Annotated in this window: 12 protein-coding genes; 11 read left to right on the forward strand and 1 reads right to left on the reverse strand. The window is 56.3% G+C overall.

Translation table 11 applies throughout. From position 1 onward, the window contains the following. Window positions 1-23 precede the first annotated feature (23 nt). The 8 genes from VF694_RS10440 to VF694_RS10475 all read left to right on the forward strand — a co-directional run bounded on the left by VF694_RS10440 (window position 24) and on the right by VF694_RS10475 (window position 7,840). On the forward strand, window positions 24-1,547 hold the full coding sequence (locus VF694_RS10440) for a YifB family Mg chelatase-like AAA ATPase (protein ID WP_415302321.1): 1,524 nt from the start codon (window positions 24-26) through the stop codon (window positions 1,545-1,547). Between the two features lie 449 nt (window positions 1,548-1,996). Then, on the forward strand, window positions 1,997-2,194 hold the full coding sequence (rpmI, locus tag VF694_RS10445) for a 50S ribosomal protein L35 (protein ID WP_003800367.1): 198 nt from the start codon (window positions 1,997-1,999) through the stop codon (window positions 2,192-2,194). Window positions 2,195-2,210: 16 nt separating this feature from the next. Next, a complete protein-coding gene (rplT, locus tag VF694_RS10450) occupies window positions 2,211-2,570 on the forward strand; it encodes a 50S ribosomal protein L20 (RefSeq protein WP_003800365.1) in 360 nt (119 codons plus the stop codon). 70 nt (window positions 2,571-2,640) lie between these two features. Beyond that, on the forward strand, window positions 2,641-3,663 hold the full coding sequence (gene pheS / locus VF694_RS10455; RefSeq protein ID WP_003800363.1) for a phenylalanine--tRNA ligase subunit alpha: 1,023 nt from the start codon (window positions 2,641-2,643) through the stop codon (window positions 3,661-3,663). 77 nt (window positions 3,664-3,740) lie between these two features. Then, on the forward strand, window positions 3,741-6,146 hold the full coding sequence (gene pheT, locus VF694_RS10460) for a phenylalanine--tRNA ligase subunit beta (RefSeq protein ID WP_440164298.1): 2,406 nt from the start codon (window positions 3,741-3,743) through the stop codon (window positions 6,144-6,146). Between the two features lie 9 nt (window positions 6,147-6,155). Continuing rightward, on the forward strand, window positions 6,156-6,479 hold the full coding sequence (locus VF694_RS10465; protein ID WP_003800359.1) for an integration host factor subunit alpha: 324 nt from the start codon (window positions 6,156-6,158) through the stop codon (window positions 6,477-6,479). A gap of 77 nt (window positions 6,480-6,556) precedes the next feature. Beyond that, window positions 6,557-6,961, forward strand: a complete 405-nt coding sequence (locus VF694_RS10470) for a MerR family transcriptional regulator (RefSeq protein WP_003800357.1) — start codon at window positions 6,557-6,559, stop codon at window positions 6,959-6,961. 66 nt (window positions 6,962-7,027) lie between these two features. Further along, window positions 7,028-7,840 carry a ferritin-like domain-containing protein gene (locus VF694_RS10475; protein WP_003800356.1) on the forward strand — a complete coding sequence of 271 codons (813 nt, stop codon included), beginning with the start codon at window positions 7,028-7,030 and terminating at the stop codon, window positions 7,838-7,840. Here VF694_RS10475 and VF694_RS10480 read toward each other — a convergent pair. After that, window positions 7,815-9,509, reverse strand: coding sequence for an anti-sigma factor domain-containing protein (locus VF694_RS10480; protein ID WP_301607389.1), 1,695 nt, complete (start codon window positions 9,507-9,509; stop codon window positions 7,815-7,817). The two genes, VF694_RS10475 and VF694_RS10480, sit on opposite strands and share 26 nt — an antisense overlap. A gap of 513 nt (window positions 9,510-10,022) precedes the next feature. On the opposite strand from VF694_RS10480, the gene VF694_RS10485 reads away from it, so the two are divergent. The 3 genes from VF694_RS10485 to sufB are packed head-to-tail and all read left to right on the forward strand — an operon-like array spanning window position 10,023 to window position 13,804. Next, window positions 10,023-11,804, forward strand: a complete 1,782-nt coding sequence (locus VF694_RS10485) for an ABCB family ABC transporter ATP-binding protein/permease (protein WP_059317672.1) — start codon at window positions 10,023-10,025, stop codon at window positions 11,802-11,804. A 60-nt stretch (window positions 11,805-11,864) separates the two neighbouring features. Continuing rightward, window positions 11,865-12,359 carry an SUF system Fe-S cluster assembly regulator gene (locus VF694_RS10490; RefSeq protein WP_003800349.1) on the forward strand — a complete coding sequence of 165 codons (495 nt, stop codon included), beginning with the start codon at window positions 11,865-11,867 and terminating at the stop codon, window positions 12,357-12,359. Continuing rightward, window positions 12,356-13,804 (forward strand): Fe-S cluster assembly protein SufB, encoded by a 1,449-nt coding sequence (sufB, locus tag VF694_RS10495; RefSeq protein WP_003800345.1) that lies wholly within the window; start codon window positions 12,356-12,358, stop codon window positions 13,802-13,804. Before VF694_RS10490 ends, sufB begins: the two co-directional genes overlap by 4 nt. Window positions 13,805-13,810 lie beyond the last annotated feature (6 nt).

Raw genomic sequence — 13,810 nt, forward strand, 5'->3', positions numbered from 1 at the left:
GCCTCAGGATAGGGGAAAGGTCTATGTCCTTGGCCGTGTTGAACAGTTGTGCCTTGTCGGGCCTGGATGTAATCGATGTGCGGGTTGAGGCGCATGTCGCTCCGGGCTTGCCCGCTTTTCATATTGTTGGTTTGCCGGATGCTGGTATCCGGGAAAGTCGGGAGCGAATACGTGCCGCTTTGCAAGCCAGCGGTTTTGATTTTCCCGCTGCCCGACTGACAATCAATCTGGCTCCGGCCGATCTGCCCAAAGATTCGGGGCGCTTTGATCTACCGGTGGCGTTGGCAATTTTGCTGGCCAGCGGCCAGCTTAGCCGCTGTGATGATGGACAGCGTGAGCAGGCGATTACGGGTTTGGAGCGCTATGTCATGGCCGGTGAGCTGTCCTTGACGGGCGCAGTGGTTCCTGTTCAAGGCGCGCTGACGATTGCGTTGGGAATGGCGCGGCGGCATCCAGCGCCTTGTTTGCTTTTGCCAAGACACAGCGCGGAGGTGGCGGCCCATGTGCCGGAACTGCAGGTTCGAGGTGTGGCGAGCCTGGCCGAGGCAGCCGCTTATCTGCGGGGTGATAAAGAGCTTGAGCCAGCTTTGGCTCAGCCCTGGCCAGAGGAGCACACTTACGATCCGTCGCTTTGCCTGTCTGATGTACGTGGACAGCCTTTGGCCTGTCGTGCTTTGGAAGTAGCAGCGGCCGGTGGTCACAGCCTTTTGTTGAACGGCTCGCCGGGTGTAGGAAAAACCATGTTGGCTCAACGTCTGCCCGGCCTGTTGCCCGATCTGGATCGCTATGCCCAACTCGAAGTGGCGGCCTTGTACTCTTTTGTTCAGGAGCGGGATTTTTACAGCCGACGCCCTCCGTTTCGTGCCCCGCATCACAGTGTGTCTACGCCAGCCCTGATTGGCGGGGGCAGCCGCCCCCGGCCGGGGGAGGTTTCTCTGGCGCACCAGGGCGTGCTGTTTCTAGATGAGCTGCCCGAGTTCAGCCGACGTTCACTGGAGGCGCTGCGCGAGCCCCTGGAGCAAGGCTGCGTACATATCTCCCGTGCACAGAAGCAGGCGGTCTTTCCGGCCCAATTTCAATTAGTGGCCGCGATGAACCCTTGTCCATGTGGCTGGGCGGCCAGTCGGCATCGGGCATGCCGTTGCTCGCCCGCTCAACGAGAACAATATCGGCAACGTTTGTCCGGCCCCATGTTGGACAGGATTGATCTCTTGGTCACCTTGAGCGAGTCCGGGGCGCAGAGCGATCATGAAGCGACGCCATCCGCTCAGGTCAGGTTACGCGTGCAGGAGGCGATCGAAAGGCAAGTGAGGCGTCAGGCGGTGCGCAATGCCCGCTTGCCGGTGTCGGGCTTGAAAGCGCATGTCGGCCTGTCTGCAGATGCCATGGCTTTGCTGAGCAGCGCGCGCAAGCGCTGGCATTGGTCGGAAAGAGTGCAGGGCAGGGTGCTGCGAGTGGCGCGTACGATTGCGGATCTGGCGGGCGTGGACCAGCTGACCCGCTCCCATATTGCGGAGGCGCTACAGTTCCGCCCGGATTTACCTTAAGCCTGCTGGGCTACAAGAAGACCGTGATGGCGGTTGAACATGGACGGGTGCCGCCGCTTCAAGGACGATGTGGAAAATTCCCGAAGGGGGCGGTTCGCTGACGTTCGCACTGGGCGGATAGGGGGAGAACGAATAACCCTGTTTGTTTACAGGCCAGCTCTACAGACACATGAGCACCGTGTCGGGCCGTGATACGGTGTTGCTGGGTAGACAGTGGGTGTGGCAGGGACTGGTTTTATTGAGGGCCTGTCAGCAACGACCTGGCTATAAAAAACCGGGGTCTGTCTGGACAATTTTCCAGGAATCATCCTATAATCAAGAGCTTTTCCCCTGTTTGGATTTGTTCTTGCAGCGGGCAAAGAAAAAAATAAGTGCCTGTTTTGGGTCATACAAGTGCGTGCCAGTTTCTTTGGCGGCCACCCGCAGACACAAATTAGTCGAGTAATTTCATGCCTAAAATGAAAACCAAAAAAAGCGCTTCCAAGCGCTTTGTGGTTCGTGGTAGCGGTTCCATCAAGCGGGGCCAAGCGTTCAAGCGTCACATTCTGACCAAGAAGACGACCAAGAACAAACGTCAGTTGCGCGGTGCCGTCGAGGTTCATAAAGCCGACGTCGCTTCCGTAAAAGCAATGATGCCTTTCGCTTGATTAGGGAGAATCGAACATGTCACGAGTAAAACGCGGTGTTAACGCACGCGCACGCCACAAGAAAGTCATTGCCCAGGCCAAAGGTTTTCGCGGTCGTCGCGGTAATGTATTCCGTATAGCCAAACAGGCTGTCATGAAGGCAGGTCAGTATGCCTACCGTGACCGCCGTAACAAGAAACGTGTATTCCGCTCGCTGTGGATTACCCGTATCAACGCAGCTTGCCGCGAACTGGACATGAGCTACAGCCAGTTTATCGCCGGCCTGAACAAAGCCTCCATCGCTTTGGACCGTAAGGTTCTGGCTGACTTGGCTGTTAAAGACAAGGCAGGTTTTGCTGCTATTGTTGCACAGGCTAAGAACGCTCTGGCTGCTTAAGCGGTATCTGACTGTATAGTTCACAAACGGGGCCTTTGGGGCTCCGTTTGTTTTTGGAAAGTAACACGCCATGACTTCCTCCCACGACGATCTGATCGCCCAGGCTCGGGCCTTGTTTGAGCAGTCTCAGGACGCCGCCTCGCTGGAAAACGCCAAAGCCCGCTTTTTGGGCAAACAAGGTGCCATCACCGCCTTGATGAAAGGCCTTGCCCAGATGGAGCCGGAGCAGAAAAAAGCAGCAGGCGCCAGCATTAATGTGCTCAAGCGCGAAATTGAGGATTTGCTCAATGATCGTCGTGCTGCCTTGGCGGCAGAACAATTGAACCAACGTCTGGCTCAAGAACAGATTGATGTGACTCTGCCTGGCCGTGGACGGGGCACCGGCGGCATCCATCCGGTCATCCAGACCTGGCAGCGAGTCGAGGCCATTTTCCGCTCTATCGGTTTTGATGTGGCGGACGGCCCTGAAATCGAAAATGACTGGACCAATTTTACCGCTCTGAACAATCCAGAGAATCACCCGGCCCGCTCAATGCAGGATACGTTCTATATCGATATGAACGACGAGCAGGGTCTGCCTTATTTGCTGCGCACACACACCAGCCCCATGCAGGTGCGATACGCGCGTATGAACCAGGCCCCGATCAAGGTTATTGCCCCTGGGCGCACTTATCGCGTTGACAGTGATGCCACTCACTCGCCCATGTTCCATCAGGTCGAAGGCTTGTGGATTGCCGAGGATATTTCCTTTGCGGATCTGAAAGGCGTCTACACGAATTTTCTGCGCGCTTTTTTTGAAAGCGACGATCTGGTCGTGCGTTTTCGACCTTCTTTTTTCCCCTTTACCGAGCCATCCGCCGAGATTGACATGATGTTCTCCTCCGGTCCCAATAAGGGCCGTTGGCTGGAAATCTCGGGCTCCGGGCAGGTTCACCCGCAAGTGGTGCGCAATTTCGGTTTGGACCCAGAGCGTTACATTGGTTTCGCTTTTGGTTCCGGGCTGGAGCGCCTGACTATGTTGCGCTATGGTGTTAACGATTTACGCCAGTTCTTTGAAGGCGATCTGCGCTTTCTGAAGCAATTCAATCGTTGATTCCTGTTTCGCGCCGCTGGGCCTGACAGGCCCGGTCGGTTCCGGTATACGCCGTTTTACGTCTCCATCTTTGCATCATGTTATTTTCCGAATCGTGGCTGCGCCGCTTTGTGAATCCCAAACTGGGAACTGAAGAACTGGGTCATCAACTGACGATGGCTGGCCTGGAGGTTGAAGAAATTCAAGCCGCCGCGCCAGCGTTCGAGAATGTTGTCGTTGGCTTTATTGCCGAGATTGCCCCTCATCCCGACGCTGACCGCCTGCGCGTGTGCCAGGTCGATGACGGCTCGGGCAAGCTGCTGCAGATTGTGTGCGGTGCCCCCAATGCGGCTCAAGGCATCAAGATCCCGGTCGCTCGTGTTGGCGCAACGCTGCCTGGTGGCATGAAAATTGGCCCGGTCAAAATGCGTGGTGTGGAATCCGCCGGCATGTTGTGCTCGGGTCGCGAGCTGGGTCTGTCGCAAGATCACGATGGTTTGCTGGTACTGGATACGGACGCACCCGTGGGGCAAAGCCTGCGTGAGCTGCTGGATCTGGACGACCAGATTATCGAATTGAAATTGACGCCTAACCGTGCGGACTGCCTGTCCGTACTGGGCGTGGCGCGTGAAGTGGCCGCTCTGACGGGCGAACCATTGACACTGCCCGACTTCACTCCTGTTCCTGTCACGATTGAAGATCGCGTTTCCGTTACCGTGAAAGACGCTGATCTGTGTGGCCGTTTTGCCGGTCGTGTGATTCGTGGCGTCAATGCGCGTGCGAAAACCCCGGACTGGATGAAAACCCGTCTGGAGCGTAGTGGCCAGCGTTCGATCTCTGCTTTGGTGGACATCTCCAATTACGTCATGCTGGAGCTGGGCCGTCCTACGCACGTGTTCGATTTGCAGCACGTACAGTCTGGCCTGGAAGTGCGTTGGGCACGTAAAGGCGAACAACTGGGGCTGCTGAGCGGTTTGAACGTCGAGCTGGATACCGATGTTGGCGTGATCGCGGTTAACGATGTAGTGCAAAGCATGGCCGGTATCATGGGCGGCGAACAAAGTGCCGTCACGCTGGACACGACAGATGTGTATCTGGAAGGGGCTTTCTGGTGGCCGGAAGCCATCATGGGCCGTGCCCGTCGCTATAAATTTTCATCGGACGCCAGCCATCGTTTTGAGCGGGGCGTGGACTTTGATTCCATTACCCAGCATCTGGAGCGCACCACCGCCTTGATACTGGAAATTTGTGGTGGTCAGGCTGGCCCCCTGGATGACCAGATTGTGGCCCTGCCGGAGCGCAAGCCTGTCGCCATGCGTCTGGAGCGCTGTCGTCGTGTGCTGGGCATCGCTTTGGAGCAGGATCAGGTCGAGAGCATCTTTACCCGCCTGGGCCTGAGCTTTTCGGTCGCCGACGGTGTGTTTACCGTCACGCCGCCCAGCTACCGTTTCGACTTGACGATCGAAGAGGATCTGATCGAGGAAGTCGCTCGTATTTATGGCTTTGAAAATATCCCTGATCTTCCTCCAGTCGCCGCAGCCCACATGCGCGTTCCTGAGGAAGCCCTGCGCGGTCCGCATGCCTTGCGTGCTGTCATGGCGGGGCAGGACTACCAGGAAGTCATCAATTTTTCCTTTGTGCAAGAGTCCTGGGAAAAAGGGATCAACGGGCAGGCTGACCCGATTCGCTTGCTCAATCCGATTGCCAGTCAGTTGGCTGTCATGCGCACCAGTTTGATCCCTGGTTTGTTGGCCAATATCGAACACAATGCCAACCGCCGGCAGTCTCGTGTGCGGGTTTTTGAATTTGGTCGTGTTTTCCTGCGGGATGCTTCGCAAGAAAATGGCGCATTGACAGTGGCCGGCATCCATCAGCCGAACCGCATTGCGGCGGCGGCCTGGGGTTCTGTCGTGAGTGAGCAATGGGGCCAAGCCGACCGCCCTGTGGATTTCTTTGATGTCAAACGGGACCTGGAGACCTTGCTGGGTCAACGGGCTGCTCACGTACGGTTTGAACCTGAAGTTCATCCGGCCTTGCATCCTGGTCGTAGCGCCAGTGTGAAGCTGGAGGGTAAAACCATAGGCTGGATTGGTGAAGTCCATCCCCAGTGGTTGGGTGAGTTTGGTCTGAACCAGGCCCCGGTGGTTTTTGAGGTGGATGTCGAGGCGATTTCGCGTGATGACGTGGTGCATGCCCAGGAGATCTCCAAGCAGCCCGTGGTGCAGCGTGATCTGGCAGTTTGGGTCAATAAAGACGTATCCTATCAAGCGGTGCTGGATACGCTCAATCAAGTGCGCCGCAGCGTAGCATCCGCGGCAATTGTCAAAGACATTCAGTTGTTTGACGTCTGGCGTGACAAGAACGATGCGTCGGAAAAGAGTCTGGCCATTCGTTTCTGGCTGCAGGACAGCGCAAGCACGCTGGATGATGAGCGTGTCGAGCAATGCCTGGAAGCATTGCTGGCGGCACTGGTATCCGCGCATGGTGCACGGGCACGGGCATAAGGAGACACAATGAACGTAGAGCGTACTTTGACCAAAGCGGACCTGGCAGAACTCTTGTTTGAACGTGTTGGTTTGAATAAGCGGGAAGCCAAAGATATCGTGGATACCTTCTTTGCTGAGATCCGCGATTCCCTGGCCGACGGTGTAGAGGTCAAGTTGTCCGGTTTCGGTAATTTTCAGGTGCGGGATAAACCCCCGCGTCCTGGTCGCAACCCCAAGACGGGTGAGGTCATTCCTATTTCGGCGCGCCGGGTGGTGACTTTTCATGCCAGTCAAAAGCTCAAGAGTGTCGTTGAAGGCGCACCGGTGGCGCCCGAGGATGAGCGGGACTAAATCCTGGTACGTTTGCGTACAGTTTTGCCTGACTGAACGTGTAAAATCATTCCTATTGTCGATGAGCATCAGTGGCCATGAGCACAAACGAAAAAACGGCGACCTTGCCTCCTATCCCTGCCAAGCGTTATTTCACCATCGGTGAAGTCAGCGAGCTTTGTCTGGTCAAGCCCCATGTCTTGCGTTACTGGGAGCAGGAATTTACACAGCTAAAGCCTGTCAAGCGACGTGGTAACCGACGTTATTACCAGCACCATGAAGTGCTGTTGATTCGCCGGATTCGCGGCTTGCTGTACGACGAGGGCTTTACCATCAGCGGCGCACGCAATCGTCTGGGCGATGGTCCGGATATGCCGTTTGACCAGGAAGCGGCGGTACGTCTGACCGGTCAGGAGATGCAAGCCCTGCGCACCAATCTGGGACAGATCCAGGCGATGCTGGATCAGGCCCTGGCCATGACAGACCCGGGCTCTGCCCAGTAATTCCGGATTGTCGGTGGGAAGGAAGGTCGGCCTGGGTGCCGGCCTTTTTTCATGGAAGGATGAACAGTGAATCTACGTCGTCGAGCTCTACAAGCCCTGGTGGTGCAAGAACCGGCTGCCAAGCTGGCTGCCGTTCGAGCCATTCCCCCTGGTTTGCCTGTTGGGGCGCATGAGCATCTGGATGAGCCACCTGGTGTGCCCGGAAGGCCGCCCGGCTTACGTTTTGTCAGTCCTCAACAGGTGCCCAGGCGCTCAGTACACACCCTTCAGGGGCGTGCGGCCTTATTGCACTCCCTGGCGCATATTGAATTCAATGCCATTAACCTGGCTTTGGACGTGTTATGGCGTTACCCCGGCTTGCCAGATTCGTTTTACGCGGGCTGGTTGCAAGTTGCGGTGGAAGAGGCTTTGCACTTTGAGTTGTTAAACGATCATTTGCAAACCTTGGGGGTCCGCTACGGCGATTTGCCTGTCCATGATGGCCTGTGGGAGATGGCAGAGCGAACCCGCTTCGATTTGCTGGCACGGCTGGCCTTGGTGCCTCGAACTCTGGAGGCGCGCGGTCTGGACGCGTGTCCGGTGGTCCACAGCAAGCTGCTGGAGGCCGGCGACCAGAAGGCCGCGTCCATTATTGCCATCATCTTGCGTGATGAGGTGGGGCATGTGGCCTTGGGGAACTACTGGTATCGCAAAGTCTGCCAGGAGCAGGGTTTATCCGATTTCGATACCTATGGTGTACTGGCGCAGCATTACCGCGCCCCGCGCCTGCGGGGGCCGTTCAATCGTAAAGCCCGCCTGGAGGCGGGCTTTACGGCAGCGGAGATTGATGAGCTGGAACGCCTGGATACGGCGTTCAGGAGCGCGTTGCCGACGAGCTAGCCTCCTTGTTGCTGATAGGCAGATTGTCCAATTGTCCAAAACTGACAATGCGGCCTATATAAAGGACGGGGCCTTCCGGCGCGCCGCTATTGGAGCCTCCCTCGGCTTCCAGCGTCATTTCAAAAATCTGTTCGTCTTCGACCGTGCCGATCAAGGCAGCGGGGACGGTGATGGGACGATTGGGGTCGATCAAACCCAGGGAGCGGATTTGTGTCCCACGGGGCGTGTGAGTCCATAACTGCACGGATTGGGTGGCTTTAACTTCGGTATTGACCTTGGGCACCAGCAGGACATTTCCTTGCGGGTCCACTGTCGCAATCCAGGCAGGCGTCGAGGATTGGCCGGGAGCTTGTAGGATCGCTGCCTGACGTGGCTTCATTTCAATGACATTGACCGGTGGTTCCGAATTCATGTTCATGAACAGGGCAATGGCCAAACCTAGTATTACGACAACGGCCAAACCACCGAGCAGCAGGGGCAAGGGCATTGCAAAGCCACGCGCTTTTTTTCCTTCCTCTGCGGCCTCGGGTGCCGGTTTTTTCTCGCTGGTCAGGCTGGGGGGCACTTCGCTGTTGGCAGGTTTTTTCTTGTCCCCTTTTCTGGGCGGCGCGACAGGGGGCAAGTCGGGCGTGGGAATCATCGATTTGGCTGCAGGGTCAGCGTCGGCGCGCAACAAAGTGGGAAAGGGAGGAGCATGCTCCTCGGCCTTGTCAGTGGCGCTTGTGCTGTCTGCGGACCAGCGTGGTTCATTACGAATGGCTGGCTTGGCTGTGCCGTCAATCGCATCGCTGGTCTTGATGCTGGGTTCCTGACGTTCTGTTTTAGCTGCTGTGCTGTTCGCTGCCGCGATAGCCCCTGCGCCGCCACCTGGCGACGCAGGAACTTCCTTCTCGGGGCTAATCGGGCTGCCTGCCTGACGGCGTGCGGCAGGCGGCGGCAACCCTAAGGTATGGTGGATGTGCGCCAGACTGGTGGGGGCTGGGACGGTAGGGGTCAGACAATCCACCAGCTCCAGCCAGGCCTGCTCCCAGGCCAATGCCAGACGAGCGGCCTGATCATTTTGCTGCATCAGCGTGTGCGCCTGCGCCAATTCATGCTGACTAAGCAAGCCCAATGTGTATTCGCCAATCATGACGGCATGGCGCGGGTCGTTGGCATTGCCTTCATTGATTAAAGGGGTGAGCTGTTGCAGACCATGCTGAACCACGGCGCGCAACTGAGCGGGGGATCGATTCAGTTGAGGGCCTAATTGCTCATAGCTGTTGCCATGCAAATAGGCATGAATCATGGCGCGTTGACTGGTACCGTCCAGTTTCCCCAGGGCGGGAATGAATCGTTGTCCTGACTGAGGCTTAATGGCGGGCAAAGCGTAACTGCTATCCCCACTTTGCGTACGCTGGCGTAAACGGGCCAGCAATCTGAAACGCAGAATGCTATAAATCCAGGCACGGCCCTCACCCAGATCGGGGTCGTAGCCTGCGGCATTTTTCCACAACAGGACAAAGCTGTCGCGCAGAACCTCTTCAGCATCAATGCGGCGACCCAAAACGGCCTGGCCCAAAGCCAGCATCAAGGGTGCTTCCTGGTCGTACAGCACATCCAGCGCCTGGCTGTCCTGTGCGGCTAACTGATCCAGGGAAGAAGAATACGAGAAAGAAGAAGACGGCATGGATGACTTTTGCACGGTAAAGGAATTTATAAGCCAGTTGCCCGTGTCTCAGGCGCCATTCTGATCGGATGGGTACCCGTTTCGGACAAGCAGGTATTGTATGCCTTTCGCAGAAGGCCGGAAGGTAACAAAGTGCTGGATTGCCAGCATTTTCATTGCAATGGCAGAGATGTCGGGAATGGGGCGCCAATCCTGTGCATTCGTTCCACCGGGCTGCTGGATGCACAGCACTTTTTGGAGCAATGTGGCTTGAAACAAGCACGCCGGCGTTAGGGTCTTGGTGTAGGAGTCAGGTGCCCGGAGCTATACTTGATGATTGCCTGACGCCTGCTCATCTGGCAGGAAAAGTAGGCGGCTAATCGTTTTGTTGTATTCGTATCAAGGACAGCTCAGGAGTCTGGCTGTGTGTGGACTGGGCATGCTACCAGTTTGACCTTGATTTCAGCTTTGTGCTGCAACCTCTTTTGAACCTGTCCGCTGTTCTTTGGCCTTTTGCTACTGAACGCGACTCTATTGCGTGTGCCTCCTCGTCCTGAAGTGCTTGATGGTGTCTCCGGTGGTTTGAGCACCCTGAAATCTCTATTTCCTTACGTTTGGCGTTTCAAAACCCGCGTGGTTGTGGCCTTGGCCTGCCTGATTCTGGCGAAAGTGGCCACCGTCCTGATGCCCATCTACTTAAAGCAGGTCATCGATGCTTTGAGTCTGCCGGCTACGGCGCTGATGCTGCCTGTGGCGGCGCTGCTCGGATATGGGGCGGTGCGGCTGGCCTCCAGTGCCTTGGGGGAAATCCGCGATGCCCTGTTTGCACGGGTAACGCAAGGCGCAGTTCGCCTGATTGCCAATAATGTCTTTCGGCATCTGCTGGATCTGTCACTGCGTTTTCATACCGAGCGCCAGACGGGTGGGTTAAGCCGGGATATTGAGCGGGGCACCAAGGGCGTCAGCTTTTTGCTCAATTTTCTGGTTTTCAATATTTTGCCCACCCTGCTGGAAATCGCCCTGGTGTGCGGCATTTTGCTCTGGCGCTATGACTGGACCTTTGCGGCCGTCACCTTGGGAACCATTGCGACTTATATTGTCTTTACCCTGCTGGTCACGGAGCGGCGCATGCGTTATCGGCGCACCATGAATGATCTGGACAGCCGTGCCAACTCCCGTGCCATTGATGCTTTGCTCAACTATGAAACCGTGAAGTATTTTGGCAACGAGGAATATGAAATCAATCGTTATGACCAGAATATGGGTCAGTGGGTGCAGGCTGCCGTCCGTAATCAGGTATCGCTGAACCTGCTCAATATCGGCCAAGCCTCAATCATCAGCATTGGCGTTACCGCTTTGTTGTTCATGTCTGCGCAAGGGGTGTTGGCCGGATCCATGACGGTAGGGGATGTGGTGTTGGTCTCGGCCTTTCTGACTCAGCTGTACGCACCGCTGAATTTTCTGGGATTTGTATATCGCGAGATCAAGAACTCCCTGGCGGACATGGAGCGTTTGTTCTCCTTGCTGCGCCGCAAGCAGGAGGTGACGGACGCACCCAATGCCCAAGAGTTGTCCTGTACGCAGGCCAGTGTGCGTTTTGAGAACGTCAGTTTTGCCTACGATAAGCGTCGCACGGTTATCCAGAACCTGAGTTTCGAGATTCCGGCAGGCAAGACGGTGGCCGTGGTGGGGGCTTCAGGGGCGGGCAAGTCCACCTTGTCGCGTCTGTTGTTTCGTTTTTACGATGTGACAGCCGGGCGGATTCTGTTTAATGACCGCGCGCTAAACGAGTGGACACAGGAGAGTCTGCGTCGCCATATTGGTATCGTTCCGCAAGACACGGTGCTGTTTAACGATACGATTTTGCACAATATTGCGTATGGTCGTCCCGATGCCAGCAAGGAGCAGATTGTTGCCGCTGCCCGTGCTGCCAGTATTCATGACTTTATTCAAAGCCTGCCGGATGGCTACGAGACCGTGGTGGGCGAGCGTGGACTGAAGTTGTCCGGGGGTGAGAAACAGCGCGTGGCGATTGCTCGTACCTTGCTGAAAAACCCGCCGGTGCTGATCCTGGATGAAGCGACCAGTGCGCTGGATACGCGTACGGAGCGGGCCATTCAGGCCGAACTCAATGAGATCGCCCGTGACCGTACCACCTTGATCATTGCCCACCGCCTGTCCACGATTACGGATGCAGATCTGATCCTGGTTCTGGAGCGTGGCCAGATCGTGGAGCAGGGCACGCACAACGAACTTTTAGCCCTGGATGGCGCCTATGCTCGTATGTGGAATATCCAGCAAAGTCTGCAGGGATAATTTGACCATATAGTACCAAAGCAGTACTATATAGTTCTACGACCTGTTCAGAGAGAAGGAATGCTGCGAATCAGTAAAATCATTGATTACGGCACTTTGGTGCTGACACACATGGCTGGCGATCCAGACCGTGTGTTCAGTGCGTCTGACTTGGCCGCCATCCTGGGTTTGGGCCAACCAACTGTCAGCAAGGTGCTTAAACTGCTGGGCCAGCATGAACTGGTAATCAGTAGTCGAGGCGCACGCGGAGGGTATGTGTTGGGCCGCCCCGCCAAACAGATAAGTGTAGCGCAGATTATTGATGCACTGGAAGATCAGCCCTTTGGCTTGACTGAATGTGTTGCCACTCCTGGAGCCTGTTCCGTGGAGTCAGACTGCCACATACGCAGTAACTGGCAGCGTATCAACGATATTGTCCGGCGTACCTTGGAAGAGGTCAGTGTTGCAGACATGATACGCGTGCCCGTTAACGAGTTTCCCCTGACACACAAGCCGGGTCCCGAATTGAAAAACAGAAACAAGGCGAACACCTCCAACGTGGAGTTAACCGAATGAGTACCGTCAACGAACATCTGGACACCTTCCTCGATCGTGATTACGAGGCAGGCTTTGTCACCGACATCGAGTCTGAAACCATACCGAAAGGTTTGAACGAAGACGTCATCCGTTTCCTGTCCGCGAAAAAACGCGAACCGGAGTTCATGCTGGAATGGCGCCTGGCTGCTTACCGCCAGTGGCTGACCATGAAGTACCCCAAGTGGTCGATTGTGGAGTACCCGCCAATCGACTTTCAGGACATCAGTTACTACTCCGCGCCCAAAAGCAAGGCCGATGGTCCCAAGAGCCTGGATGAGGTCGATCCTGAACTGTTGCGCACCTATGAAAAACTGGGTGTGCCCCTGCACGAACGCGCACGTCTGGCCGGTGTGGCCGTTGACGCCGTGTTTGACTCGGTCTCGGTGGCCACCACCTTCCGCAAAGAACTGGAAGAAGTGGGCGTGATCTTCTGTTCCTTTTCCGAAGCGGTACGTGAATACCCGGAACTGGTCAAAAAGTACCTGGGCACGGTGGTCCCTCCCAGCGACAACTTCTATGCCGCACTGAACTCGGCTGTGTTCTCTGATGGTTCCTTTGTGTACATCCCCAAAGGGGTGCGCTGCCCCATGGAGCTGTCCACTTATTTCCGTATCAATGCCCGCGACACCGGCCAGTTCGAGCGCACCTTGATCATTGCGGAAGAGGGCGCGTCGGTCAGTTACCTGGAAGGCTGTACGGCGCCGATGCGCGATGAAAACCAATTGCACGCTGCGGTCGTGGAGCTGGTCGCGTTGGACGACGCCAAGATCAAGTACTCGACCGTGCAAAACTGGTACCCCGGTGACAAGGACGGCGTAGGCGGTATTTACAACTTCGTCACCAAGCGTGGCGAATGCCGTGGCGCACGTTCGCACATCTCCTGGACGCAGGTTGAAACCGGCTCGGCCATTACCTGGAAATACCCCAGCGTGGTGCTGCGTGGCGATGACTCCCAAGGGGAGTTCTACTCGGTCGCCCTGAGCAATCACCGTCAGCAAGCGGACACCGGCACCAAGATGATCCATATGGGGCGCAATACCCGCAGCACGATTATCTCCAAGGGGATTTCGGCCGGCCAGGGCATCAATACCTATCGTGGTTTGGTGCGGATTACTCCCAAGGCAGAGAACGCCCGCAATTACACTCAGTGTGATTCGCTGCTGATTGGCAAGCGCTGCGCTGCGCATACCTTCCCAACCATGGAAGTGCAGAATCCCAGTGCCAGTGTGGAACACGAGGCGACGGCTTCGCGTATTGGAGAGGATCAGCTCTTTTATGCCATGCAGCGCGGCCTGACAGCCGAAGACGCCGTCTCCATGATCGTGAACGGCTTTTGTAAAGAAGTGATTAAAGAATTGCCCATGGAGTTTGCGGTCGAAGCACAGAATTTGCTCGGCGTCAGCTTGGAAGGCAGTGTAGGTTAAGGAGAA

Origin of the sequence: Alcaligenes sp. Lyrl_28 (assembly GCF_051948705.1) — a bacterium.
In the GTDB taxonomy this organism is placed as follows: Bacteria; Pseudomonadota; Gammaproteobacteria; order Burkholderiales; family Burkholderiaceae_B; genus Alcaligenes; species Alcaligenes ammonioxydans.